21 protein-coding genes are annotated in these 25,271 nt (G+C 75.2%); 15 read left to right on the forward strand and 6 right to left on the reverse strand.

All coding sequences use genetic code 11. The features are described from left to right. Positions 1 to 134: 134 nt before the first annotated feature. Positions 135 to 1,736, reverse strand: coding sequence for an alpha/beta hydrolase (locus ACFVGY_RS28170; RefSeq protein WP_385682064.1), 1,602 nt, complete (start codon positions 1,734 to 1,736; stop codon positions 135 to 137). Between the two features lie 432 nt (positions 1,737 to 2,168). Here ACFVGY_RS28170 and ACFVGY_RS28175 point away from each other — a divergent pair, with 432 nt between their 5' ends. The 4 genes from ACFVGY_RS28175 to ACFVGY_RS28190 all read left to right on the forward strand — a co-directional run bounded on the left by ACFVGY_RS28175 (position 2,169) and on the right by ACFVGY_RS28190 (position 7,256). Then, positions 2,169 to 2,612, forward strand: coding sequence for an SRPBCC family protein (locus tag ACFVGY_RS28175; protein WP_179178179.1), 444 nt, complete (start codon positions 2,169 to 2,171; stop codon positions 2,610 to 2,612). 325 nt (positions 2,613 to 2,937) lie between these two features. Further along, positions 2,938 to 3,771, forward strand: a complete 834-nt coding sequence (locus ACFVGY_RS28180; protein WP_385682067.1) for a M55 family metallopeptidase — start codon at positions 2,938 to 2,940, stop codon at positions 3,769 to 3,771. 1 nt (position 3,772) lies between these two features. After that, positions 3,773 to 5,203 carry a M20/M25/M40 family metallo-hydrolase gene (locus ACFVGY_RS28185; RefSeq protein WP_385682070.1) on the forward strand — a complete coding sequence of 477 codons (1,431 nt, stop codon included), beginning with the start codon at positions 3,773 to 3,775 and terminating at the stop codon, positions 5,201 to 5,203. 10 nt (positions 5,204 to 5,213) lie between these two features. Then, entirely contained in the window at positions 5,214 to 7,256 is a 2,043-nt protein-coding gene (locus ACFVGY_RS28190) for a prolyl oligopeptidase family serine peptidase (RefSeq protein WP_385682073.1), read from the forward strand. 30 nt (positions 7,257 to 7,286) lie between these two features. On the opposite strand, the gene ACFVGY_RS28195 is transcribed toward ACFVGY_RS28190, so the two are convergent. Then, positions 7,287 to 8,018, reverse strand: a complete 732-nt coding sequence (locus tag ACFVGY_RS28195; RefSeq protein WP_385682113.1) for a hypothetical protein — start codon at positions 8,016 to 8,018, stop codon at positions 7,287 to 7,289. 37 nt (positions 8,019 to 8,055) lie between these two features. On the opposite strand from ACFVGY_RS28195, the gene ACFVGY_RS28200 reads away from it, so the two are divergent. From ACFVGY_RS28200 to ACFVGY_RS28225, 6 genes are all read left to right on the forward strand, one after another. Next, positions 8,056 to 8,604 (forward strand): GNAT family N-acetyltransferase, encoded by a 549-nt coding sequence (locus tag ACFVGY_RS28200; RefSeq protein ID WP_385682076.1) that lies wholly within the window; start codon positions 8,056 to 8,058, stop codon positions 8,602 to 8,604. 59 nt (positions 8,605 to 8,663) lie between these two features. After that, complete coding sequence (locus tag ACFVGY_RS28205; protein ID WP_385682079.1) at positions 8,664 to 9,563, forward strand: arginase family protein; 900 nt, start codon at positions 8,664 to 8,666, stop codon at positions 9,561 to 9,563. Positions 9,564 to 9,653: 90 nt separating this feature from the next. After that, positions 9,654 to 11,669, forward strand: coding sequence for a DUF5107 domain-containing protein (locus tag ACFVGY_RS28210; protein WP_385682082.1), 2,016 nt, complete (start codon positions 9,654 to 9,656; stop codon positions 11,667 to 11,669). 173 nt (positions 11,670 to 11,842) lie between these two features. Then, positions 11,843 to 12,415: a TIGR03086 family metal-binding protein gene (locus ACFVGY_RS28215; protein WP_385682086.1), complete on the forward strand. Its 573-nt coding sequence runs from the start codon at positions 11,843 to 11,845 to the stop codon at positions 12,413 to 12,415. A gap of 117 nt (positions 12,416 to 12,532) precedes the next feature. After that, positions 12,533 to 13,750 (forward strand): aminotransferase class I/II-fold pyridoxal phosphate-dependent enzyme, encoded by a 1,218-nt coding sequence (locus tag ACFVGY_RS28220; protein ID WP_385682089.1) that lies wholly within the window; start codon positions 12,533 to 12,535, stop codon positions 13,748 to 13,750. Positions 13,751 to 13,792: 42 nt separating this feature from the next. Next, positions 13,793 to 14,944, forward strand: coding sequence for an MBL fold metallo-hydrolase (locus tag ACFVGY_RS28225; RefSeq protein WP_385682092.1), 1,152 nt, complete (start codon positions 13,793 to 13,795; stop codon positions 14,942 to 14,944). A gap of 24 nt (positions 14,945 to 14,968) precedes the next feature. Here ACFVGY_RS28225 and ACFVGY_RS28230 read toward each other — a convergent pair whose 3' ends face one another. Both ACFVGY_RS28230 and ACFVGY_RS28235 read right to left on the reverse strand, forming a co-directional pair. After that, on the reverse strand, positions 14,969 to 15,568 hold the full coding sequence (locus ACFVGY_RS28230; protein WP_385682116.1) for a DedA family protein: 600 nt from the start codon (positions 15,566 to 15,568) through the stop codon (positions 14,969 to 14,971). Between the two features lie 68 nt (positions 15,569 to 15,636). Then, entirely contained in the window at positions 15,637 to 16,413 is a 777-nt protein-coding gene (locus ACFVGY_RS28235) for an MBL fold metallo-hydrolase (protein ID WP_385682094.1), read from the reverse strand. 171 nt (positions 16,414 to 16,584) lie between these two features. Between ACFVGY_RS28235 and ACFVGY_RS28240 the strand changes: the two genes are divergently transcribed. The 4 genes from ACFVGY_RS28240 (at position 16,585) to ACFVGY_RS28255 (ending at position 21,315) form a co-directional block, all read left to right on the forward strand. Continuing rightward, positions 16,585 to 16,989 (forward strand): hypothetical protein, encoded by a 405-nt coding sequence (locus ACFVGY_RS28240; protein WP_385429572.1) that lies wholly within the window; start codon positions 16,585 to 16,587, stop codon positions 16,987 to 16,989. Positions 16,990 to 17,177: 188 nt separating this feature from the next. After that, positions 17,178 to 19,358: a phage holin family protein gene (locus ACFVGY_RS28245; RefSeq protein WP_385682098.1), complete on the forward strand. Its 2,181-nt coding sequence runs from the start codon at positions 17,178 to 17,180 to the stop codon at positions 19,356 to 19,358. 90 nt (positions 19,359 to 19,448) lie between these two features. Continuing rightward, positions 19,449 to 20,819 carry an amino acid permease gene (locus tag ACFVGY_RS28250; RefSeq protein WP_385682119.1) on the forward strand — a complete coding sequence of 457 codons (1,371 nt, stop codon included), beginning with the start codon at positions 19,449 to 19,451 and terminating at the stop codon, positions 20,817 to 20,819. A gap of 55 nt (positions 20,820 to 20,874) precedes the next feature. Then, complete coding sequence (locus ACFVGY_RS28255) at positions 20,875 to 21,315, forward strand: SRPBCC family protein (RefSeq protein ID WP_385682101.1); 441 nt, start codon at positions 20,875 to 20,877, stop codon at positions 21,313 to 21,315. A gap of 83 nt (positions 21,316 to 21,398) precedes the next feature. Here the strand turns inward: ACFVGY_RS28255 and ACFVGY_RS28260 are convergent, their stop codons facing one another. Beyond that, a complete protein-coding gene (locus ACFVGY_RS28260) occupies positions 21,399 to 23,021 on the reverse strand; it encodes an RNA polymerase sigma factor (RefSeq protein ID WP_385682104.1) in 1,623 nt (540 codons plus the stop codon). Between the two features lie 237 nt (positions 23,022 to 23,258). Next, complete coding sequence (locus ACFVGY_RS28265; RefSeq protein WP_385682107.1) at positions 23,259 to 24,020, reverse strand: class I SAM-dependent methyltransferase; 762 nt, start codon at positions 24,018 to 24,020, stop codon at positions 23,259 to 23,261. A gap of 255 nt (positions 24,021 to 24,275) precedes the next feature. On the opposite strand from ACFVGY_RS28265, the gene ACFVGY_RS28270 reads away from it, so the two are divergent. Then, positions 24,276 to 25,145, forward strand: a complete 870-nt coding sequence (locus ACFVGY_RS28270) for a bifunctional 5,10-methylenetetrahydrofolate dehydrogenase/5,10-methenyltetrahydrofolate cyclohydrolase (protein ID WP_385682110.1) — start codon at positions 24,276 to 24,278, stop codon at positions 25,143 to 25,145. Positions 25,146 to 25,271: the final 126 nt, after the last annotated feature.

The raw sequence follows: 25,271 nt of genomic DNA on the forward strand, positions 1-25,271 counted from the left end.
CTCCATCCGCTTGTAGTTTGTGGTGGTGGGTTGCGTTTTTTTTTCTACTCTACGGTGGGGGGGGCCCCGTGTCTACGGGATTCGACGGGCCCGCAGACGACCGCCGGCCCCTCGCGGCACCTCCCGCGGAGCGCTCAGCTGCGGAAGCCCAGCAGGCCGTGCAGGGCCGCGCCGCCGCCCGCCGAAGGGGTCGCCGCGCGGCCGGCCGACGTCGGCTTCGGGTCGGGCTGTGCCGGGCAGGTCGCATCCGCCGCCGCACCCGTGCGCAGGTACGCCGCCACCTTCTCGTCCAGGCAGGTGTTCCCGCTCAGCGAGACCCCGTGGTTCCCGCCGCCCTCCTCCACCACCAGCGCCGACCCCTTCAGCTTGTCCCGCATGGTCAGCGCGCCCCCGTACGGTGTCGCCGCGTCCTGCGTGGCCTGGAGCAGCAGTGCCGGCGGGAGGTCCGCGTTGGTGACGTCCGGCGCCCGGAGCGGCTCCGTCTTCCAGAACGCGCACGGGGCGTTGTACCAGGCGTTGTTCCAGGTCATGAAGGGCGCCTCGGCGTGCGTGCGCCACATGTCGCCCCGCCAGGTGTTCCACTCCTTCGGCCAGGCCGAGTCCCGGCACTGCACGGCCGTGTACACGCTGTACCCGTTGCCCGCCGCGGGCGCCACCGCACCGAACCGCTCGTACGCCGCCACCAGCGGCTTGGCGTCCCCGTCCACCACGTACGCCGAGAACGCCTCGGCCAGGTTCGGCCAGTAGCCGTTGTAGTAGCCGCCCGGCATGTACGTGTCCTCCAGCTCCGCCGGGCCCACCTTGCCGCCCGCCGGCTCCTCCCGCAGCGCCGCCCGCACGGCGTACCAGCGCTGTTCGACCGCGGCCGGGTCGGTGCCGAGCCGGTACGTGGCGTCGTGCTCGGCCACCCAGGCCAGGAACGCCTTGTGGCGGGCGTCGAAGGCGCGGTCCTGCGCGAGGTTGTCCTCGTACCAGACCCCGCCCGGGTCGACGACCGAGTCCAGGACCATGCGGTGGACGCGGCCCGGGTGCAGCTTGGCGTACACCGCGCCCAGGTAGGTGCCGTACGAGAAGCCGAAGTAGCTGAGCTTCGGCGCGCCCAGGGCGGCGCGGACCGCCTCGATGTCGCGGGCGGTGGAGACGGTGTCGATGTACGGGAGCAGGTCCGCGTGCTTCGCCTGGCAGGCCTCGGCGAAGGCCTGCACCCGTTCCAGGTTCGCCTGCTCGGTCTGCCTCGCGTACGGCACGGAGTCGGGGCGCACAGGGTTGAAGTGGCCGGCGGTGCAGTCGAGGGCGGGCTCGCTCTTGCCGACCCCCCGCGGGTCAAAGCCGATCACGTCGTACTGGGCGGCCACGTCCTTCGGCAGGGCGGAGGCGATGTACGGGGCCAGGCCCCGGCCGCTACCGCCGGGGCCCCCGGGGTTGACCAGGAGCGGGCCCTGGCTCTTGGCGGCGGTGTGCGGGACGCGGGTCAGGGCCAGGGTGATCTGGCGCCCGGACGGGCGGGCGTGGTCGAGGGGGACCTTGAGGGAGGCGCACTGGAGCGTCGGGTAGCGGCTGGTGGCGCAGCCGGTCCAGCGCAGCGCGGCCGTCGGGGCGGACGCGGCGGCGGCGGCGTGGGCGGTGGCGGCGGCCGCGGGGGCCGGCGCGGCCCCGAGCTGGCCGCCCACCACGGCGGCGGTGGCGGTGGCGATCGACAGCAGGACGGCGGCGCGCTTCTTCAAGGGACGGGTCATGGGGCCTCCCAGCCGAGGGTTCTGGGCGGAATCGTCCCGGAAACGCGGCCCGGAAAACGGGATTGGGCCCCGGATTGGCCCGATGGGATGAGGTGGGGTGACGGCCGCTCAGGCGCCGCCCCCGCTCACCGCAGCGCGAGCCGGACCGGCCCGGACCGGACCGGACCGGCGTCCGCGGTCCGGCCGGGCGGTGAACCACTCGCGGGCCCCGCCGCAGATGGAGTACCAGGGGTGTCACGGAGGCCGCGCCGCACGCGGCGAGGGCGGCGGGGCGGGGTCCGGCCGGACCGCCGAACGGGCCTCGCTGTTCGACACCGCACGTGCCCGACCGCGCACCGACGTCCGCTGACCCACGGGGCCCGATTTGGGCCGCCGCCCCCGAAGTGGTTGGCTTGCCGCCGACGAGGCAACACAACTGCTGGAGGAACAGGTATGGCGCAGGTCGAGGCCACCACGGAGCGCATCATCGCCGCCGACGCGGACACCGTGTTCGACGCGCTGGCGGACTACACCGGCACCCGGGGCAAGCTGCTGCCCGAGCACTTCAGCGAGTACGAGGTGCGCGAGGGCGGCGACGGCGAGGGCACCCTCGTCCACTGGAAGCTCCAGGCCACCAGCAAGCGCGTGCGCGACTGCCTGCTGGAGGTCACCGAGCCCACCGACGGCCAACTCGTGGAGAAGGACCGCAACTCCTCCATGGTCACCACCTGGATCGTCACCCCGGCCGGCGAGGGCAAGTCCAAGGCCGTCGTCACCACCGTCTGGAACGGCGCCGGCGGCATCGGCGGCTTCTTCGAGCGCACCTTCGCCCCCAAGGGCCTCGGCCGCATCTACGACGCGGTCCTGGAAAACCTGGCCCGCGAAGTCGAGGCCTGAGCCGTAGGGCGGCCCCGGTGAGGCCGGCAGCGGCCTCACCCCATCGGGTGAATCGAGCAGGGCACGGCCGGGGCCCGAAGCCCGGCCGGGTCGTGCCGGCCGGCTACCCCGTCCCCGACACGCCGACGGCTGCGCGGCACATCTGCTCTCGGTCGAGCGTGAATTCGAGCCCCGGCAACTGCTCGGCCGGATCACGCGGCGTCTGCGCGCCCGGCGGGCCGGGGCGGGCCCGGAAAGCTAGGGTGGAGACCCGCGCGGGCAGCGGTGGTCCGCGGCGTCCGCGCCGCCCGCCGCGCCGTGCGCGCACCCGACCTCCGGGGGCCCGATGAAGATCCTCATCTCCGCCGACATGGAAGGCGCCACCGGCGTCACCTGGCCCGCCGACGTCCTGCCCGGCACCCCCGAGTGGGAGCGCTGCCGGCCGATGTTCACCTCCGACGTGAACGCGGCCGTTCTCGGCTTCCTCGACGGCGGCGCCGACCGGGTCCTCGTCAACGAGGCCCACTGGACCATGCGGAACCTCCTCCTCGAGCAGCTCGACGAGCGGGCCGAGATGATCACCGGACGGCACAAGACCCTGTCCATGGTCGAGGGCGTCCAGCGCGGGGACGTCGACGGGGTCGCCTTCGTCGGCTACCACACCGGCGCCGGAACCGAGGGCGTCCTCGCCCACACCTACCTCGCCAACTCCATCACCGGGGTCTGGCTGAACGGAGTCCGCGCGAGCGAGGGCTTGCTCAACGCCCACGTCGTCGCCGAGTACGGGGTGCCCGTCATCCTCGTCACCGGGGACGACCTGACCTGCCGTGACGCCGCCGTCTACGCCCCGGACGCGGTCACCGTCGCCGTCAAGGACCACATCTCGCGCTATGCCGCCGTCTGCCGCACCCCCGCCCGCACCGCCGCCGACATCCGGGCCGCCGCCAAGCAGGCCGCGGCCCTCGCGGTGCGCCGGGACCCCGTACGGGGCGGCCCGTACACGGTGGAACTCGAGTTCGACGCCGAGCACCTGGCGATGTACGCCACCCTCGTCCCGGGCGTCGAACGCAGCGGGGAACGCAGGGTCGCGTACACCAGTGATGCGATGTACGAGGGGATCCGGACGTTCAAGACGGTCACGACGGTCGTCTCCTCGGCCGTGGAGGAGCAATATGGCTGACATGTCCGTAGCCACGCCACGGCACCGGGCCGGGGAGACCCCGGCCGGGGAGCCGCCCGTCGAGGGAGCCCCGGTCGACGGCCCACCGGTCGACGGGTCACCGGTCGACGGGTCCCCCGTCGACCCGGTGGCCCTCGACGAGGTCGTCGAGTTCACCTCCCGACTCATCCGCATCGACACCACCAACCGGGGCGGCGGCGACTGCCGTGAGCGCCCCGCCGCCGAGTACGCCGCCGACCTCCTGGCCTCCGCCGGGCTGGAGCCCGTACTCCTCGAACGCACCCCCGGCCGCACCAACGTGGTGGCCCGGATCGCCGGCACCGACCCGTCCGCAGATGCCCTCCTCGTCCACGGGCACCTCGACGTGGTCCCGGCCGAGGCCGCCGACTGGAGCGTGGACCCCTTCTCCGGGGAGGTCCGCGACGGGGTGGTCTGGGGCCGCGGCGCCGTCGACATGAAGAACATGGACGCGATGGTGCTGGCCGTCGTACGGGCCTGGGCGCGGGCCGGAGCGGCCCCCCGCCGGGACATCGTGATCGCCTTCACCGCCGACGAGGAGGACAGCGCCGTCGACGGCTCCGGCTTCCTCGCCGACCACCACCCCGGCCTCTTCGAGGGCTGCACGGAAGGGCTGAGCGAATCCGGCGCCTTCACGGTGCACACCGGCCCCCGGCAGCGCCTCTATCCCATCGCCACCGGTGAACGCGGCACCGCCTGGCTGAAGTTGACCGCCCACGGCACGACCGGGCACGGCTCCAAGCCCAACCCGGACAATGCCGTCAGCCGGCTCGCCGCCGCCGTCGCCCGCATCGGCGAACACCGGTGGCCGGTCCGCCTCACCGACACCGTCGCCGCCTGCATCGCCGAACTCGCCGCCCTGCAGGGACTGTCGGTGGACCCGCGCAGCCGCCAGACCGACCTCGACGAGCTGCTGCCCAAGCTCGGCCCGGCCGCCGCCCTCGTCGAGGCGACCCTGCACAACAGCGCCAACCCGACCATGCTCAGCGCCGGCTACAAGGTCAACGTCATCCCGGGCACCGCCACGGCGTACGTGGACGGCCGGACGCTGCCCGGTGGCGAGGAGGAGTTCCTCGCCACCCTCGACGAGCTGACCGGCCCCGACGTCACCTGGGAGTTCCACCACCGCGAGGTGGCCCTCGAAGCCCCCGTCGACGGGCGGACCTTCGCCGTGCTGCGCGAGTCCGTGGAGCGCTTCGACCCGGCGGGGCGGGTCGTGCCGTTCTGCATGGCCGGTGGCACGGACGCCAAGCAGTTCTCCCGTCTCGGGATCACCGGCTACGGCTTCTCCCCGCTCGAACTCCCGCCGGGCTTCGACTACTGGTCCCTCTTCCACGGTGTGGACGAGCGGGTCCCCGTCGACGCCCTGCACTTCGGCGTGCGCGTCCTCGACCACGCCCTGCGGACGCTGTGATGGGGAGCCGGTGAAGTCCTCCCGACCGGACCCCGCGGCCGGCGCCGCAGCCCCGGCCCCGGCCCCGGCCCCGGCCGCGCAGGAGCCGTACGGCAGCTGGCCCTCGCCCCTCGGCGCCGGGCTCGCCGCCTCCCTCGACGGCCGGCCCGAGTACGTCGGCACGATCGGCCCCGAGGTGTGGTGGACCGAGCCCCGACCCGACGAGGCCGGCCGCCGCACCCTGGTGCGCCGGCCCGACGGCGGCCCCGGGGCCCGGGCCCTGCCCGCCCCGTGGAACGTCCGCAGCGGGTTCACCGAGTACGGCGGCCGCCCCTGGGCGGGCACCGAGCGGCCCGAGGGCGGCCCCCTGGTGGTCTTCGTCCACTACGCCGACCAGCGGATCTACGCGTACGAGCCGGACGCGCCCGGCGGCCCCGCCCCGCGCCCGCTCACCCCGTCCTCCCCGGTCGGCGCCGGGCTGCGCTGGGCCGACCCGGTACTGCGCGGCGCCGAGGTGTGGTGCGCCCTGGAGGAGTTCACCGGGCCGGCACCGACCGACGTCCGCCGCGTGCTGGCCGCCGTACCGCTGGACGGGTCGGCCGCCGACGACCGCTCCCGGCTACGGGAGCTGACCGACGACCGGCACCGGTTCACCACCGGGCCCCGGCTGTCCCCCGACGGGCGGTACGCGGCCTGGCTGGTCTGGGACCACCCGCGGATGCCGTGGGACGGGACCGAGCTGCGGCTCGCCGCCATCGCCGCCGACGGCACCCTGACCGGCGCCCGCACCGTCCTCGGCGGGCCCGAGGAGGCCGTGGCCCAGGCCGAGTGGGGCACCGACGGCAGCCTCCTCGCGGTCAGCGACCGCAGCGGCTGGTGGAACCCGTACCGGGTCGACCCGGACAGCGGCACCGCCGTCAACCTGTGCCCGCGCGAGGAGGAGTTCGGCGGCCCGCTGTGGAAGCCCGGGCTGAGCTGGCTGGCCCCGCTGCCCGACGGGCTCGTCGCCGTCCTGCACGGCCAGGGCTCCTCGGTCCTCGGCGTCCTCGACCCGGAGAGCGGCGACCTGGTGGACGCCGCCGGCCCCTGGACCGCCTGGCAGCCCACGCTCGCCGCCCACGGCCACCGGGTCTACGGGGTCGCGGCCAGCCCACGCAGCGCCTACGAGGTGGTGGAGCTCGACACCGAGAGCGGGCACGCCCGCGTCGTCGGCGCCACCGGCGTCGACCCGGTCGACCCCGCCTACTACCCCGAACCGCAGACCCGCACCTTCCTCGGCCCCGACGACCGCGAGATCCACGCCCACGTCTACCCGCCGCACCACCCGGCGCGCCGGGCCCCCGCCGACGAACTGCCCCCGTACGTCATCTGGGCGCACGGCGGCCCCACCGACCACGTGCCGCCCGTACTGGACCTGCACATCGCGTACTTCACGTCCCGGGGCATCGGCGTCGCCGAGGTCAACTACGGCGGCTCCACCGGCTACGGGCGCGCCTACCGGGAGCGGCTGCGCGAGCAGTGGGGCGTAGTAGACGTCGAGGACTGCGCGGCGGTGGCCCGGGCCCTGGCCGCCGAGGGCACCGCCGACCCGGACCGGCTCGCCATCCGCGGCGGCAGCGCCGGCGGCTGGACGGCCGCGGCCTCGCTCGCCGCGACCTCCCTGTACGCGTGCGCGACGATCCGCTACCCGGTCCTGGACCTGCGGGGCTTCGCCGAGGAGACCCACGACCTGGAGTCCCGCTACGTCGAGGCCCTGGCCGGGCCGCCGCAGACCCTCGCCGTACGCGACCGCGAGCGGTCCCCGGTGGCCCTCGCCGACCGGATCACCGCACCGTTCCTGCTGCTCCAGGGCCTGGAAGACGCGGTCTGCCCGCCCGCCCAGGCGGAGCGCCTGCTCGCCGCCCTGCGCGGGCGGGGCGTGCCACACGCGTACCTGGCCTTCGAGGGCGAGGGGCACGGCTTCCGCCGGGCCGACACCATGGTCCGCGCCCTGGAGGCGGAACTCTCCCTGTACGCCCAGGTGTTCGCCATCGACCGGACGGACGTGCCGCGGCTGCGCCTGGACAGCAGCTGACGGGCCCGGCCGTACGGCCGGGCCCGGTCCTCAGGCCGTGTGCAGCCAGACGCGGAGCGGGCCCAGCTCGGTGAAGCCGTGGCGGGCAGCCGTCCGGAGGTCCTGGCCGCTCTCGTACCCCACGACCGGCAGCCGCGGCCACAACCCGGCGATCCCGGCGAGGGCGCCCGCCCAGGCCTCGTCGTCCCCCACCCCGTCGGCGGCGAACACGTTGGACACCCCGACCACGCCGGCGGCCGCGTTCACGACGGCCCCGGCCAGGATCCGCCCGTCCGCGTCCCGCCCGGCGAGGAAGGCGATGTCCCCGGTCAGCAGCCCCGCGTGGAACAGGCCCGAGCTGCGCTCCCCGTCCCAGGCGGCCTCCCACCGGTCGAGCTCCGCGGCGTCCGCGACCCGCGACCAGGCCAGGGCCGGCGATGCCGGCCGGGCCGGTGACCCCGTCAGGGCCGGCGCGGGGGCGTCCGCCGGGCGGTGGATCCACTGCGCCTCGAACAGGACCTCGAAGCCGGCCGGGGCCAGATCGAGCACGGCGAAGCTGTCCTTGACCGAGCAGCCGGGCGAGTCCGTGTCCAGCGCGGCCGCCAGGGCGGCGGCCGGGACGTCCCGGCTCAGGGTCACCGCGTCCGGGTAGAAGGGCGGGGTGCGGCGCGCGCTGGTCCAGGCGTCCGCGGTGAACTCGCCGCCGGCGCAGACCGCGGCGCACCAGGCGGCGTTGTTGCGGGCCGCCGCGAGCAGGAGTTCCTCGGCGTTCGGGATGGTGATCACCGCGGCATGGTCACACGCGGCCTAGCCTGGCGCCATGCGAATTTCCACCTACGTCACCGAGGGGGAACGCGTCGGGCTGCGCCCCTTCCGGCCCGCCGACGGCCCCGAGTTCACCGCCCGGGTGCGCGAGAGCCGGGAACTGCACCACCCCTGGCTGTTCCCGCCCGCCACCCTGGAGGAGTACGAGCCGTACGCGGCGCGGCTCACCGAGGGCGACAGCCGCGCCGGATTCCTCGTCTGCGAGCTGTCCACCAGCGCCATCGCCGGGTTCATCAACATCAACAACATCGTCCGCGGGGCCTTCCAGTGCGGCGCCCTCGGTTACGGCGCCTTTGCGCACGCCGCCGGGCGGGGGCTCCTCGGCGAGGCGCTCGGCCTCGTCCTCGGCCACGCCTTCGCCCCGGAGCGCTCCGGCCTCGGCCTGCACCGCCTGGAGGCCAACATCCAGCCCGGCAACACCGCCTCCGTCGCCCTCGTCCGCGGCCGCGGTTTCCGGCTGGAGGGGCTGTCGCCGGACTTCCTCTTCGTGGACGGGGCCTGGCGCGACCACGAACGCTGGGCGATCACCGCCGAGATGACCTGACCTGACCGGCGCAGCCGGTCCGCCTTCGTCCCGCGCCCGCGATGGCACAGGATGGGGGCATGCGAAGCCTCGTAATCCTCGACGCCCCCTCCAACCTGGGACTGCGCCCGCCCGCACCCGGCACCGTGCCCGGTGTGTACAAGCTCGCCGGAGCCCTGCGCGACCACGGCCTGCTGGCGCGGCTCGGCGCCCGCGAGGGCGGGGTCGTCGTACCGCCCCGCTACGACCGCGGCGACTGGCAGGAGGGCGACGGGGTGTTCCACGCCGCCCCGCTGGCCGCGTACACCGTCACCCTCGCGGACCGGATCGAGAAGCACCTGCGGGCCGGGGAGTTCCCCGTCGTGCTCGGCGGGGACTGCTCGATCCAGCTCGGCGCCTCCCTGGCCCTGCGCCGCCTCGGCCGCTACGGGCTCGCCGCGATCGACGGCTCCGCGGACTTCCGCCACCCCGGCAACGAGGCGGTCAACGGCCCCGTCGGGGCCGCCGGCGGGGAGGAGCTCGCCCTCGCCACCGGCCGCGGCCAGGCCGACCTCACCGACCTGGAGGGCCTCGGCCCCTACCTGAGGGACGAGGACGTACGCCTCTTCGGGCTCCGCGACGGCGACGCGGACCTGCCCGAGCTGCGGGCCGCGGGCATCCGCACCGCCACCGTCGGGGAGATCCGCGCACGCGGGGCCGGGGACGTGGCCCGGGCGGCCCTCGACGGGCTGCACCCGCCGGTCACCGACGGCTTCTGGGTGCACCTGGACGCCGACGTGCTCGACCCCGGGGTGATGCCCGCCGTCGACAGCCCCGACCCCGGCGGGCTCCTCCCCGCCGAACTGGCGGCGCTGCTGCGGGTGTTGGTCGACTCCCCGCGCTGTGTCGGTCTCAACGTCACCATCTACGACCCCGACCTGGACCCCGACGGTCGGGCCGGCGCGCTGCTCGCCGACCTCGTCGCCGACGCCTTCGCGTGACCGCCCCGGCCACGGCCCTGCGTCATCCTGACCGGTGGTGATCCGCCAAAGCCCTGTGCAGCGGCCGCCGCGGCGTGTTCCATTTCCCGCATGGCCACCACCGTCCGCCGTGCCGTACTGACCCTGCCCGCCGCCCCGTTGGGGCCCGAGAACCCGCTGCCCGCGCTCGGTGCGCCCGCCGAGGTCCACCACGTCCTGGACGAGCGCACCCGGGCCGGGCTGCCCCGCGACATGGCCCGGCAGACCGGCTACGGGCAGCTGCGCTCGCTGCTGCCCGTCCGGATCCTCGACGGGTACGGACGGCAGCGGCAGGAGCGGGAGTTCGAGGCGATCGTCCTGGAGAACGCCCACCTGCGGGCCACCGTCCTGCCGGGCCTCGGCGGCCGTGTCCACTCCCTCGTCCACCTGCCCAGCGGCCGCGAACTCCTCTACCGCAACCCGGTGTTCCAGCCCGCCAACTTCGCCCTCAACGGCGCCTGGTTCTCCGGTGGCATCGAATGGAACATCGGCGCCACCGGCCACACCACCCTGTCCTGCGCCCCGCTGCACGCGGCGACCGTGCCGGCCCCGGACGGCGGGGTGATGCTCCGGCTGTGGGAATGGGAGCGGCTGCGCGACCTGCCGTTCCAGGTCGACCTGTGGCTGCCGGGGGACTCGGCGTACCTGTACGCCGGCGTCCGCATCCGCAACCCGCACGAGCGGCCCGCCCCCGTCTACTGGTGGTCCAACACCGCCGTCCCCGAGGACCACGGCACCCGCGTCCTCGTCCCCGCCGACGAGGCCTGGCACCCCCACAGCCCCGAGGGCGGGGGAGGCACCTCCGTCGGCGACGAGCGCACCCTGCGCCGCATCCCGGTCCCCGACTGGCAGGACGCGGACCGCACCTACCCGCTGCGCAGCGAGTACGCGGCGGACTTCTTCTACGAGCTGGACCCCGTCGGCGGGCCCGGGGCGCGCCCCTGGATCGCCGCCCTGGACGCCGCGGGCAGTGGCCTCGTCCAGACCTCCACGGACGCGCTGCGCGGCCGGAAGCTCTTCGTGTGGGGCTCCGGCGCGGGCGGCCGGCGCTGGCAGGACTGGCTGACCGAGCCGGGCAGCGGCGGCTACGCCGAGATCCAGGCCGGGCTGGCCCGCACCCAACGGGAACACGTACGCCTGGAGGCCGGGGCCGAGCTGAGCTGGCTGGAGGCGTACGGGCCGCTGACCGCGGACCCGGCAGCCGTGCACGGCGCCGACTGGGCGGCGGCCCGCGCCGAGGCGGCTCGGGCGCTGGAGGCGGCCCTGCCCCGGGACCGGGTCGAGGAGGCGTACGCGGCCTGGCGCGGCTCGGCCGACACCGCGCCGGGGGAGCGGCTGGCCCGGGGTTCGGGATGGGGAGCCCTGGAGGTCGTCTGCGGGGGCCATGAGCTCCCCGGCACCCCCTTCGCGGAATCCGACCTGGGGGAGGAGCAGCAGCCCTGGCTGGAGCTGTGGCGCAGCGGCGTCCTCCCCGACCCGGGCCCGGCGGCGCCCCCGGGCCCGGGCCTGGTCGCCCCGCACTGGCGGGACATGCTGGAGACGGCCCCCGCCGACCCGCTCACCGAGTACCACCTGGGCGTGGCCCAGTGGCATGCGGGCGACGTGGCCCAGGCGGTCCGCAGCTGGGAGCGCGGCCTTCCCCGGGCCGCCGCCCGCTGGCCGCTGCTGCGCTGCCTGGCGGCCGCGGACATGCTGTCCGCAGACCCGGTGCGCGGGGCCCGGCGCTACGCGGAGGCCTTCGCCGACCTGGCGCAGCACGGGCGCGGCGGCGCAGCCTGGGAGGCCGCCGAGTCCGCGCTGGGCCGGGAAGCGATGACCGCCCTGCTGGAGGCCGGCCGCCCGGCCGAGGCTCGGTCGGTGTGGGAGCGGCTGCGCCCCGCCCTGCGCGAGCAGCCCCGCTTCCGGCTGCTCGCGGCGCTGCTGCTCGCGGCGGAGGGCCACATGGCCGCCGCGCGCCGGGTCTTCGAGGACGGCTTCGAACTCCCGGACCTGAGGGAGGGCGACGAGATCCTGGCGGAGGTCTGGTCCTGCATCACGGACCGCCCCCTCCCGCCGGCGTACAACTTCCGCATGCGCCCCCCGAGCTGAGGCACGGCCGTCCCTCCTGCCCGCCCGGGACGCCGGGCCGCGAGGCCCGCGGCGTGCTGCGCCGCCCGCCGCCGGCACACCGGGGCGCCCGCCCGCCCTTGGGTGGCGGGGCGGGACGGGGGCGAGGAGAGTGGCTGGAGGGGAGCACGCCACGGCAGGAGGCGGTGAGACCCATGCCCGACACCCTGCTCGAACAGCACGCCGCCGCGCTCAGGCTCTTCGGCGAGCGCGTGCGCGCCGTCGCGGACGACCAGTGGGGCGCCCCGACCCCGTGCACGGAGTGGACCGTGCGCGACCTCGTCAACCACGTCACCGGCGAGCAGCTGTGGATCCCGCCGCTGGTCACCGACGGCAGCACCGTCGCGGACATCGGCGACCGGTTCGCCGGCGACGTGCTCGGAGACGACCCGGTCGCCGCCTGGGAGCAGGCCGCCGACGCCGCGCACGCCGCCTTCGCCGCGCCCGGGGCGCTGGAGCGGACCATCGCCCTGTCGTACGGGCCCGCGAAGGGGGCGGCGTACTGCGCGGAGCTCACCGCGGACTGCGTCGTGCACACCTGGGACCTCGCGCGGGGCATCGGAGCCGACGACCGGCTGCCCGACGGGCTCGTCGAGTTCTCCCTCAAGGAGGTCATGCCGTACGCGGACGGGCTGGCGGCCAGCGGGATGTTCGCGCCGCCGCTGGACGTCCCGCCGGGCGCCGACGCCCAGACCAGGCTGCTGGCGCTGGTCGGCCGCAAGGGATGACCCACACCGCACAACGGGCGGAATCCGGCGAACAATCGTATAAAGGGCATGGTCGGTCGGCGGAGCGGTACGGACGCGTCAGGACGAGCCGGGGAAAGGCAGGACCAGGTGGAGGGGATGCGGCGCACGACGGAGGGCCGGGGTCCGGTCCGGTTCGGGCCGCTCGCGCCCCCGCCCGGACTGCCCGTCCCGCCCGAGCTCACCGCCGTGCTGGCCGCGGCCGCCGAGCGCTCCGCCCCCGAGCCCCCGGGCGGCGGCGCACCCGTACGCGAGGCCGCCTGCCGGCACTGGGAGCGGCGCGGCCTCGCCGTCGATCCCGAGCACGTGGCCGCCGCCCCCGGGGCGCCCGCGCTGCTGCAGGCGCTGGTCGGCGCGTATGGGGGCGACGTGCTGCTGCCCCGGCCGTGCCCGGCCTGGTGGACGCCGCAGGTCCGGCTGCTGGGGCGGCGGGCGTACCACGTGCCGACCCCGGCCGAGTGCGGGGGCGTCCCCGACCCGTACGCCCTGCTGGAGACCGTGCGCCGGGTACGGGCCGAGGGCGGCGACCCGCGGGTGCTGCTGCTGTCCGTCGCCGACGACCCGACCGCGACCGTGCCGCCGCCGGAACTGCTGCTGGAGGCCTGCGAGGCCGCCGTCACCGCCGACCTGTTCGTCGTCAGCGACGAGAGCTGGCGCGACACCGTGCACCGGCCGCACGACACCCTCGTCCTCAGCCCCGCCGAGATGCTGCCCGACCGGGCCGCCGTACTCCTCGACCTGTCCGGTGCCCTGCTGCCCGCAGGCTGGCCGGCCGCCGTCGCCCGGTTCCCCGGCACCCCGCAGGGCACCTGGTTGCGGGCCCGCACCCTGGACATCCTCGCCGCCACCGGAGCCCTGGTCGCCGCGCCCGTCGCCGCCGCGGCGGCACACGCCCTCCACGAACCCGACGCGGTCGCCGAACGAGCCCGCGCGGCCGCCGCCCTGCACGGGGCGGTCGCCGCCGCCGTCCACCGGCACCTGCTCGCCGCCGGAGCCCTCGCCCGGCCGCCCCAGGCCGGCCGCCACGTGTACGTCGACCTGACGCCGCTGCGGCCGGGGCTGGCCCGCCACGGCGTCGGCGACGCCATGGAGCTGGAGGACTGGCTCGGCTCCCGGCTCGGCGCCCCCACCCCCGGCGGCCAGCGCTTCGCGGACGAGCTGGGCGAGCTGCGGGTCCGCCTCTCCACCGGGCCGCTGCTCGGTGCGGACCCGGAGGAACGGCTCGCCGCGCTCGCCGCCCCCGACCCCCTCGAACTCCCGCACATACGCGCCTCCCTGGACCTCCTCGACTCGGTCCTGGCCGGGCTGGCCGGTTGACCGGGTCCCACGCCGACCGACACGACGAGCGGAGACTTCTCGATGAGGGACCTGCCCCCCGCCGCCGACCCGGCGCCCCCGCACCCCCCGGCCACCCGTACCCCCGCCACGCCGGCGCCCGTCGCCCCCGTCCCGCCGGCCCCCGTTCCCCCGGGGCCCGCCGCCGCGGCAGCCCGCCCCCCGGGGCCCGCCGCGCCCGCGCCCGTGCGTCCCGGGACCCGGGTGGGCACGGGGCTGCGTCCGGTCGGGGAGCGGCGGGTCTGGCCGCGGTCCTTCGCCGATCGGCTCACCACCCCGCTGCCCGGGCTGCGCGCCTACGCCCGCCTCGCCCGCGAAGGCGTCTTCCGGCCCGGCCCCGAGGGCCTGCGCGGCATCCCCGACCTGCCGTGCCGGCCGGGCCCGCTGCCCGACCTCGTCCCCGGCACCGCCTGCGTCACCTGGGCGGGCCACGCCAGTTGGGTGCTGCGGACCGGCGGGCTGACCGTCCTCACCGACCCCGTCTGGTCCCGCCGGATTCTCGCCACCCCGCCCCGCATGACACCCGTCGGCATCCGCTGGGAGGACCTGCCGCCCGTCGATGCGGTGGTCATCAGCCACAACCACTACGACCACCTCGACGCCCCCACCCTCAGACGGCTGCCCCGGCACACCGCCCTCTTCGTCCCGGCCGGCCTCGGCCGCTGGTGCCGCCGTCGCGGCTTCACCCGCGTCACCGAGCTCGACTGGTGGGAGGCCGCCGAACTGGACGGCGTACGCTTCGACTTCGTCCCCGCCCACCACTGGTCGAAGCGGTCCCTCATCGACACCTGCCGCAGCCTGTGGGGCGGCTGGATCCTCACCGACACCCGGTCGGCCACCCCGCACAAGGTGTACTTCGCCGGCGACTCCGGATACGGCCACTGGTTCGCCGAGATCGGCCGTCGCCACCCCGGCATCGACCTGGCCCTGCTGCCGATCGGTGCGTACGCGCCCCGCTGGTGGCTGTGCGACGTCCACGCGGACCCCGAGGAGGCCGTACAGGCCTGCCGGGACGTCGGGGCCCGCCGGATGGCGCCCATGCACTGGGGTACGTTCGTCCTGTCCGCCGAGCCGGTCATGGAGCCGCTGTACCGCGCCCGCGCCGCCTGGGACCGCGCCGGCCTCGACCGGCGGGACCTGTGGGACCTGCCCGTCGGGGCGTCCCGGAGCTGGTGACCGCCGCCCCCGCCCGGGTTCCCCCTACTCCGACTCCGGCGGCCGCAGCCGGCGCCACACCGTCGGCGCCGCACTGACCAGCAGGGCCAGCGCCACCGCCGCCACCACACCCTTCCACGGCTCCGCGAACAGCGACCCGCCCACGATCCCGATCAGCCCGTACGTCGCCGCCCACGCCAGGCATGCCGGCAGGTCGCCCCGCGCGAACCGGCCCAGCGGCAGCTGCGCCAGCAGGCAGGCCAGCATCACCGGGATCCGGCCCGCCGGAACCAGTCGGGACAGCACCAGTACCAGCACCCCGTGCTCGTCCAGCCGCGTCCGGGCCTGCTCCAGCCGCTCCGGTGCCGCCCGCGCGCGCAGCGCCTCCACCCATCGCGAACCGCCCGGGGAGCGCACCCCCCGCTGCCCGAGCCAGTACAGGGTGACGTCGCCGCTGAACGCCGCCGCGGCGGCCACCGCGAACACCACCAGCACCCCCAGCGGCGGCGACTGCTGATGGAACGCCACCACCGCCGCGGAGCTCACCAGCGCCCCCGTCGGCACCACCGGCACCAGCGCGCCCAGCGCCACCAGCACGAACAGCGCCGGGTAGCCGACCGCTTGCTGGGTGCTGTCCTGCGGCACCCGCCCGACCGCCGCCGCAGTGGCCGTGGCCGTCGCCGCTGCCGTCGCCGCCGCGAGCCCGGGCCCCGTCACGGCAGCCGCACCCGCTCCCCGTGCCCCGGCACCCGGACCGCCACCTTCGGCGCCAGCCGCCCGGCGTGCCGCAGGAAATCCTCGCCCGGCGCATGGAACTCGTGCGGCCGCACCGCGTCCAGCCCGATCGGCCAGTACGTCCCGTAGTGCACCGGCACCGCCGCGGCCGGTGCCAGCGAGGCCAGCGCCCGGGCCGCCCGGGCCGCGTCCAGGTGCCCCGGCCCCAGGTACGGGCCCCAGCCGCCCACCGGCAGCAGCGCCACGTCCACCGGCCCGACCTCCTCGGCCATCGACGCGAACAGCCCGGTGTCCCCGGCGAAGTACGTCCGCCGCGCGCCCTGCACCACGTACCCGAGCGCCGGAGCCAGATGCGGCCCGAACGGCAGCCGCCGCCCGTCGTGCCGCGCACTGACCGCCCGTACCGTCACCCCGGAACCCACTCCCACCTCGTCCCCCGGGACCACCTCCGTCACCCTCAGGGACCGCACTCCGGCGAGCCGCGCGAGCCCGGGCACCGCCCGCCGCGCCCCGCGCGGGACGACCAGCCGGGTCCCCGGCGCCAGCCGGGCCAGCGAGGGCAGGTGCAGGTGGTCGGCGTGCAGGTGCGACACCACCGCCACGTCCGCCCGGGCCGCCTCCGCGGGCGGCAGCGCCCCCCGCCGCCTGCGCAGGTGCGCCAGCCGCCGGGCGAACAGCGGGTCCGTCAGCACCCGCACCCCGGAGTCCTCCACCGTGCACGCGGCATGCCCCCACCAGGTGATCTCCACCGGCATCCGGCACCCCCGTCCTGTCGCGGCCCCGCACCGACGGGCCGCACGCCATGAGCCTAGATGCTGCCCGCGACGAGCGCCCGCAACCGAAACCGCCCGCGACCGAAACCGCCCGCGACCGAAACCGCCCGCACCCCTCCTCCCGGGCCGCGGATCGGAGTAGGGTCGGGCGGCATGGATGAGCTGCGCGTGGCCGCGATCGCCAGCCTGGCCCCGCTCGAGGATCTGGACACCGACCCGTTCGCCGTGGACACCCGGAGCCAGCGCGCCATGTGCGACCGCTGGGCCGCCGACCAGGGCTACGTCGTCACCAGGGAGCTGCTCGTCTACGGGCTGCGCCCCGACCACTGCGCGCTGTGGTGCGACGTCGACGCCGGGCAGGTCGACCTGTTCGTCGCCCCCAACCACCGCGTGCTCGCCCGGGCGCTGCGCTCCGTCGAGGAGTTCACCGCGGAGTGCCGGCGGCGGGGCGTACGACTGGAGACGGCCGGGCTCGACGAGCCGCACTACACCTCCGCGATGAAGGCCGAGGTGCACCGCCGGCTCTCCATGCCGACCGCCGGCTACGACGGCACCTGACCGGCCCGCGCCGTACCTGACCGGCTGCCCCGCACCTGACCGGCTGCCCCGCACCCGGCCGCACCGGGACGCCCGCTGTGCGACGCTGGACGAGGCGGCGGGGACCGCGGGCTGCGCGCGCGGGCCCGGGGTGCGCCCCGGCCGTGGCCGGGGAGACACGAGGCGGGTGCGGCGTGCGGCGAGGACGGTTGCGGAGCACGGGCGGCGCCCTGCTGCGCGTGATCGTGGTCTGGGCGGTGTCCACCCTGACGATGCTGGTGCTGGCCGGCATCCTGCCCGACTTCCGGCTACAGTCCGGGGACGGCGACAGCGTCACCCAGGTCGGGCTGACCGCGGCCTGGGGCGCCGGGGCGTTCGGCCTGCTCAGCGCGCTGGTGTGGCCGGTGCTGGTCCGGGCCCTGCTGCTGGTGCCGGCCCTGGTGCTCGGCCTGCTCGTGTTCTTCCTCAACGGCTCCCTGCTGCTGATGGCGCTCCGCCTGATCCCGTCCGGGCACGGGGAGGCGGCTCCCGAGACCGCGGTCGTGGTGGCGGCGGTGATGTCCGCCGTGGCCTCGGCGACCTCGACCGCGCTCGCGGTCCGCGACGACGAGGCGTACCGGCGGCGGCTCTACCGGCTCGCAGACCGGCGGCGACGGCGCCACCGCCGCGGGCCGGGCGCGGACGGCGCCCGGCCCACCCCGCCGGGCCTGCTCTTCCTCCAGCTCGACGGCGTCGGCCACCGGGTGCTGCGCGAGGCCGCGGCGGGCGGGGTGATGCCGATGGTGGCGGACTGGCTGGAGCACAGCCACCGCATCACCCCCTGGCGCACCGACTGGTCCAGCCAGACCGGCGCCAGCCAGCTCGGCATCCTGCACGGCTCCACCTTCGACGTGCCCGCCTTCCGCTGGTACGAGAAGGAGAGCGGCGAGGTGATGGTCTGCAACCGGCCCACCAGCGCCGCCGAACTCCAGCGCCGGGCCGTCGCCCGCACCGGGGACGGCGGGCTGCTCACCCTGGACGGGGCCAGCCGCGGCAACCTGTTCAGCGGCGGCGCCGACCAACTGGCCCTGGTGCTGTCGGTCTCGGCCCGCCGGGGCCGGGCGAACCGCTCGCGGGCGGGCTACTTCGCGTACTTCTCCGACCCGGCGAACGCCGTCCGCACCGCCGTGTCCTTCGTCGCCGAGGTCGGCCGGGAGATCGTCCAGTCGGTACGGGCCCGGCTGCGCGGCGACGGCCCCCGGGTGTCCCGGGGCGGCCTGTACCCGCTGATCCGGGCCTTCGCCACGGTCGTCGAACGCGACGTGGTCGTGGCCGCGGTGATCGGCGACATGCTCGCCGGGCGCTCCGCGATCTACGCCGACCTGGTGGCGTACGACGAGGTCGCCCACCACTCGGGCCCCCGCGGCCGGGACACCGACCAGGTGCTGGCCCGGCTCGACCGCAGCCTCGCGCTCCTCGCGCGGGTCGCCGAGCACGCGCCGCGCACGTACCGGATCGTGCTGCTGTCGGACCACGGGCAGAGCCCGGGGGAGACCTTCCTGAGCCGGTACGGGCTCACCTTGAAGGACCTGGTCCGGGCGGGCTGCGGGCTGCCCGTCTCCCGCCGGGCCGGCACCACCCCCAGCGGGGCCGAAGCCCGGGCGGCCGTGCTGGCGGCCCTGCACCGGCCGGTGGAGGAGGGGGAGGAGGCGCAGCCCCGGCCGGGACGCCGGGAACCGGTGGTGCTGGCCTCGGGCAACCTCGGGGTGATCTCCTTCCCCGGCATGCCCGGCCGGGCCTCGCGGGAGTGGATCGAGCGGGCGCACCCGGCGCTGCTGCCGACCTTGGCCAACCATCCGGGCATCGGGTTCCTGCTGGTGGACGGGGAGGTACTGGGCCCGGGCGGGGCGGTGGCCCGGCTGGCCGAGCCGGGGGAGGCGGAGGCCCTGCTGGCCCCGTTCGGGCCGGGGGCGGCCGGGGCGGTCCGGCGCAGCGACGGCTTCCCGCACGTCCCCGACATCATGGTGAACTCGGCGTACGACCCGCAGACGGGACAGGTGCACGCCTTCGAGGAGCAGATCGGCTCGCACGGCGGCCTGGGCGGGGAACAGGGGGAGGCGTTCTTGATGTGGCCGGCGGACCTGTCGGACCCGGACCCGCCGGGCCCGGTGGGCGCGGAGGCCGTGCACCGCGTCCTGCGGGGCTGGCTGCAGGAGCTGGACGGGCCGCAGGTGCCGCTGGGACCCGCGCAGCCGGCGGTGACGGGAGCGACGGCAGCGGCAGCGGCAGCGGCTGTGGACCCTGCGGAGGCACCGCCCGCGGAGGCGTGGGTGAAGGATCCGCGGTCTCAGGCCCCGCCGAGCGGAACCTTTCCGTCCGCGGGGGTGTCCGTACCGGACGAAAGCCTTTGATTTTGCGGGACCCGCACCGTACCGGAGCATGTGTCGACCTGTCCGGCATGTGAAACACCCGAGGCGCCACCCTTGAGCACCACCCCTGCCATAGCCCCGGCCCCCGAGGCCCCCGCCCCCGAGACCGCAGAGGGGAGCACGGGCGGCCCGCACGCCCGACGCTTCGGCCTCCCGATCGCGACCTGCCTGGTCATGGGCAACATCATCGGCGGCGGCATCTTCCTGCTGCCCGCCTCCGTGGCACCGTTCGGCACGATCAGCCTGGTCGCGTTCGGCGTGCTCACGCTCGGCGCGATCGCCCTCGCCCTGGTCTTCGGCCGGCTCGCCGAGCGCCTCCCGCAGACCGGCGGACCGTACGTGTACGCCCGCGCCGCCTTCGGCGACTTCGCCGGCTTCCTCGCGGCCTGGACGTACTGGATCACCTCCTGGGTGTCGAACGCGGCCCTCGCCGTCGCATCGGTCGGCTACCTCTCGGTCCTCTTCCCGGCCATCGGCGCGCACAAGTGGTCCATGTGCCTGGCGGCCCTGGCCATGCAGTGGCTCCCGGCGCTCGCCAACCTGGCCGGCACCCGCTGGGTCGGCACCGTCCAACTCGTCGCCACCGTCCTGAAGTTCGCCCCGCTGCTGCTGGTGGCCGTCGGCGGCCTGTTCTTCTTCGACCCGGCCAACCTCGGCCCGTTCCAGGCCACCGACCAGAGCCCGGCCGGCGCCCTATCCGCCTCCGCGGCGATCCTCCTCTTCAGCTACCTCGGCGTGGAGTCGGCGGCCGTCAGCGCCGGCGAGGTCCGGGACCCGGCCCGCAACGTAGGCCGGGCCACGATCCTCGGCACCGCCGGCGCGGCCGTCGTCTACCTGCTGGGCACCCTGTCCGTGTTCGGCCTGGTCGCCCACGACCGGCTGGTCGACTCCGAGGCCCCCTTCACCGACGCCGTCAACGCCATGTTCGGCGGGACCTGGGGCGGCACCGTCGTCGCCTGCGCCGCCGTGATCTCCATGGCGGGCGCCCTCAACGGCTGGACCCTGCTCAGCGCGCAGACCCCGTACGCCGCCGCCAAGGACGGCCTCTTCCCCAAGGCCTTCGGGAAGAAGCAGCGCGGCGTCCCGGTGATGGGCGTGCTCGTCACCACCGCCCTGGCCTCCGCCCTGACCGTCTACAACTACACGGCCGGCTCCGGCGGCGTCTTCGAGGTCCTGGTCCTGGTCACCACCTTCACCGCGACCGTCCCCTACCTGCTCGCCACCGCGGCGCAGATCCGCTTCCTGCTGGAGGGCAAGACCGAGCAGGTCCACCGCGGCCGCCTCGTCCGCGACGCCTCCCTGGCCACCGCAGCCTTCGGCTTCTCCATGTGGCTGGTCGCCGGCTCCGGGTACGCCGCCGTCTACCAGGGCACCCTGTTCCTCTTCGCCGGCGTCCTCGTCTACGCCGTGATCGCCGCCCGCAAAGCCCGCGCGGGGGCCTGACCTGCGGGGGTAGCGTGGAAGGAGAGGACAAGCAGGGGGGCGCTAAGGGGTCGCCATGTCCGCGATCAGAGAGACCATCGACATTTCCGCCAGCCCTGAGGACGTCTACGCCTACGTGACGGATCCCAGACACCTCCCGGAGTGGCAGGAGAGTGCCGTCTCCGCCCGCGCCCTGGACGGCGCGCCGCCCCACGTCGGGCAGCGGGTCGCCGTCACCCGGAGGATGGGCAAGCGGGAGTTCCCGATGACGATGGAGGTCAAGCAGCTCGACCCGCCCCGCAGTTGGCACATGCAGGGCGTGGACGGGCCCGTACGCGGCAACATCCACGGGGCCATCGAGCCGCTGGACGGCGGCAAGCGCTCCCGCCTGACCCTGGACCTCGAACTGGAGGGCCACGGCATCGGCAGGGTCATCGCCCCGCTCGTGGCCAAGCCGCACGCGCGCAAGGAGATGGCCCGCAACGAGGAGCGGCTGCGGAACCTGCTGGAACACTGAACCCGCGGGTACGCGCAAGGCCCCCGTACCCCACCCTCACGGGCGTGGTACGGGGGCCGCTGCGTTCCCGGCCGATCCGGGGATCAGTCGAGGTAGTCGCGCAGCACCTGGGAGCGCGACGGGTGGCGCAGCTTCGACATCGTCTTCGACTCGATCTGCCGGATGCGCTCACGGGTGACCCCGTACACGCGGCCGATCTCGTCGAGGGTCTTCGGCTGGCCGTCGTTGAGGCCGTAGCGCATGGAGACGACGCCCGCCTCGCGCTCGGAGAGCGTGCCGAGGATCGACTGCAGCTGCTCCTGGAGGAAGGTGAAGGAGACCGCGTCGGCCGGGACGACCGCCTCGGAGTCCTCGATGAGGTCACCGAACTCGCTGTCGCCCTCCTCACCCAGCGGGGTGTGCAGGGAGATCGGCTCGCGGCCGTACTTCTGGACCTCGATGACCTTCTCGGGGGTCATGTCGAGCTCCTTGCCCAGCTCCTCCGGAGTGGGCTCGCGGCCGAGGTCCTGGAGCATCTGCCGCTGCACGCGGGCGAGCTTGTTGATGATCTCGACCATGTGGACGGGGATGCGGATGGTGCGCGACTGGTCGGCCATGGCACGCGTGATCGCCTGCCGGATCCACCAGGTCGCGTACGTGGAGAACTTGAAGCCCTTGGTGTAGTCGAACTTCTCCACCGCGCGGATCAGACCGACGTTGCCCTCCTGGATGAGGTCCAGGAAGAGCATGCCGCGGCCCGTGTAGCGCTTGGCGAGGGAGACCACGAGGCGGAGGTTGGCCTCCAGCAGGTGGTTCTTGGCCCGGCGGCCGTCCTCGACCAGGATCTCCAGCTCGCGCCGGTACGCGGGCTTGAGGTCCTCCTCCTCTTCGAGCTTGTACTCGGAGAACAGGCCGGCCTCGATCCGCTTGGCGAGCTCGACCTCCTGCTCGGCGTTGAGCAGCGGCACCTTGCCGATGAGCTTGAGGTAGTCCTTGACCGGGTCGGCGGTGGCACCGGCCACCATGACCGTCTGGGCCGGGGCGTCGTCCTCGTCCTCGTCGGACAGCACGAAGCCCTGACCGCCCGGGGTCTCCTCCTCGACCTCGTCGACGAGCTCCTCGGTCTGCCAGTCCTCGCCCTCGGCGGACGGGTTCTCGGCGTCGTCGACGTCCTTGGCGGTGGTCTTCTTGGCCGCCGTGGTCTTCTTCGCGGCGGTCTTCTTCGCCGCGGCCTTCTTGACCGTCCGCTTCTTCGGCTCGGCGGCGGCCTCCGCCGCCACGGCCTGCGGCGCGGCGGCCGGCGTGGCGGATATTGCCGCCGCGGAGGCGGCGGTGGCGGCGGCCGGGGCAGCGGCCTGCGCCGCAGCAGCAGCAGCAGCGGCGGCCGCGGTGGCGGCCTTGCTGCGCGCGCCGATCGGGCGCGGCGCGGCCACCTTCTTGGTCACGGTGCGGGCCGGGGCGGCGGCAGCCTTGCGGGGCTTCTTGGCGGCAGCCTTGGTGGCGGGGGCCGCGCTGACGTGGAGGGCGACACCCTCCTCGTCCAGGACCTGGTTCAGGCTGCGCAGGACCCGCTTCCACTGGTCCACCGGGATGCGGCCGGCCTCGAAGGCCTGGCGCACGTCGTCACCGTTGATGTGACCCTGCTCGCGGCCGCGCTCGACGAGCGCGACCAGGGCCTCGGAATCGGCGATCTCCGGAGGGAACGTACGGGACGGGCTGAGCGACACAAGAAGCCTCTCGTTGCGAACAGATAAGGAAGGGCGGACATCATCGCGCGGACTCGGGAAACAGACCTCAGGGGGGTCTGTATTCCGGGGCCGCGCGAGGACACCTGTCGGTTCATCGCATGCCCGAGTCGATTCGTTACGCGCTGAATTGAGTGACCTGCGCCACGCTGTGGACGCGCAACCGATCGGTCGGAAATCCGTCCGCGCGCCCGCGCGTCCCGGCCGGGCTGTGCCCGCTCAGCCCGGCTTGCGCGCTTCGACGAGGAAACGGGCGGTGTGCGCCACGAACGGGCCCTTCCGCTCGATCTCCTCGTGCAGCTCCTGCAAGCGGTCACGGTACTGGGCGACGGTGAAGCCCGGAACCATCCAGATCACCTTCCGCAGGAAGTAGATCACCGCCCCGATGTCGTGGAACTCCGTCCGCAGCCGCTCCGAGCGCAGGTCGACGACCTCCAGCCCCGCCTTCGTCGCGTCGGCGACCGCGTCGTCGGGATGCCGGGCGCGCCGGACCTCCTCCGGCTGCGGCCCGAGGAAGTACTCGACGAGCTCGAAGACGCTCGACGGCCCGACCTGCTGGGAGAAGTACGTGCCGCCCGGGCGCAGCACCCGCGCGATCTCCTCCCACCAGATGGTCACCGGATGCCGGCTGCACACCAGCTCGAACGACTCGTCCCCGAACGGCAGCGGCGGCTCGTCGGCGTCCGCGACCACCACCGCGCCCAGCGGGTGCAGCAGCCGGGTGGCCTTGTCGATGTTCGGCGGCCACGACTCGGTCGCCGCGGTCAGCGGCGGCAGCGGGCCCGCTCCCGCGAGCACCTCGCCCCCGCCGGTCTGGATGTCCAGGACGGAGCGGACCCGGGCGAGCCGCTCGCCCAGCATCCGCTGATAGCCCCAGGACGGCCGCTGCTCGGTGGCGCGCCCGTCGAGCCAGGAGAAGTCCCACCCCTCCACCGAGACGGACTCGGCCTCCGCCACCAGATGGTCGAATGTGCGTGTCATGTCCCATATCGTTCCAGGGCGGGCGCCGGTGCTCCACCGATTTGCCCGCGTCCCCCGGCCCCGCAGCAGGGCCCCGCGGGCCGCCCGGCGCCGTCCACTACAGTGGGCACGGGCCGTGACTGGCGTTCGGGTGGATCACCACCGGGGAGCGGCCCGGCGCACGTCACACCCGTCGTGCGTCCGGCGTACCCCGCGTACGCCGACTGCCGCGCGCCTGGGCGAACCGCGATCCGCAGCGACGCCCAGGAGACCCCTATGACGACTGCCACCGCCCGCCTCATGGACGGCACCGCCCTCGCCCGCCGCATCACGGAGCAGACCGCCGCCCACGCGGCGAAGCTGACCGAGCGCACCGGCACCGCGCCCTGCCTCGCGACCGTCCTGGTCGGCGAGGACCCGGCCTCCGTCACGTACGTCCGCATGAAGCAGAACCGCTGCGCCAAGGCCGGGATCACCTCCCGCCACGTGGCCCTGCCCGCCGGGACGACCACCGAGGAGCTCGTCGCCACGATCACGGCCCTGTCCGAGGACCCCGAGATCAGCGGCATCCTGCTCCAGCACCCGGTCCCGCACCACATCGACGAGCGCGCCGCCTTCGAGGCCATCGCCCCGGGCAAGGACGTCGACGGCGTCACCATGCACTCCTTCGCCGCCATGGGCTTCGGCCTGCCGGGCTTCGTCTCCTGCACCCCCGGCGGCATCATGCGCCTGCTCGCCGCGTACGACGTGGACCTCACCGGCAAGCACGCCGTGGTCGTCGGCCGCAGCGCCATCCTCGGCAAGCCCGCCGGCATGCTGCTGCTGGAGCAGAACGCCACCGTCACCTACTGCCACTCCCGCACCCAGGACCTGTCCTCCCTCGTCCGCCAGGCCGACGTCCTGGTCGCCGCCGTCGGCAAGGCCGAGTTCATCCGCGGCGAGGACATCAAGCCGGGCGCCGTGGTCCTGGACGCCGGCTACAACGAGGGCAACGTCGGCGACGTCCACTTCGAGTCCGCCGCGGCCCGCGCCTCGCTGATCACCCCGGTCCCCGGCGGCGTCGGCCCGATGACCATCGCCGTGCTGCTGGAGCAGACCGTGCAGGCGGCCGCCGCGCAGGCCGGCCTCTCCCTCGCGGACCTCTGACCGACACCCGGCGACCGGCCCCGGACCCGCCCCCGGGCCGCCGCATCGGGCGGGGGCCAGGTCTGGATGCAGATTAACCACCCCGGCCGGCAGGTGGGCGCGGAGATGCCCGGCACCGCCTGGGCG

It is taken from the genome of Streptomyces sp. NPDC127106 (assembly GCF_042677605.1).
Taxonomy (GTDB): Bacteria; Actinomycetota; Actinomycetes; order Streptomycetales; family Streptomycetaceae; genus Streptomyces.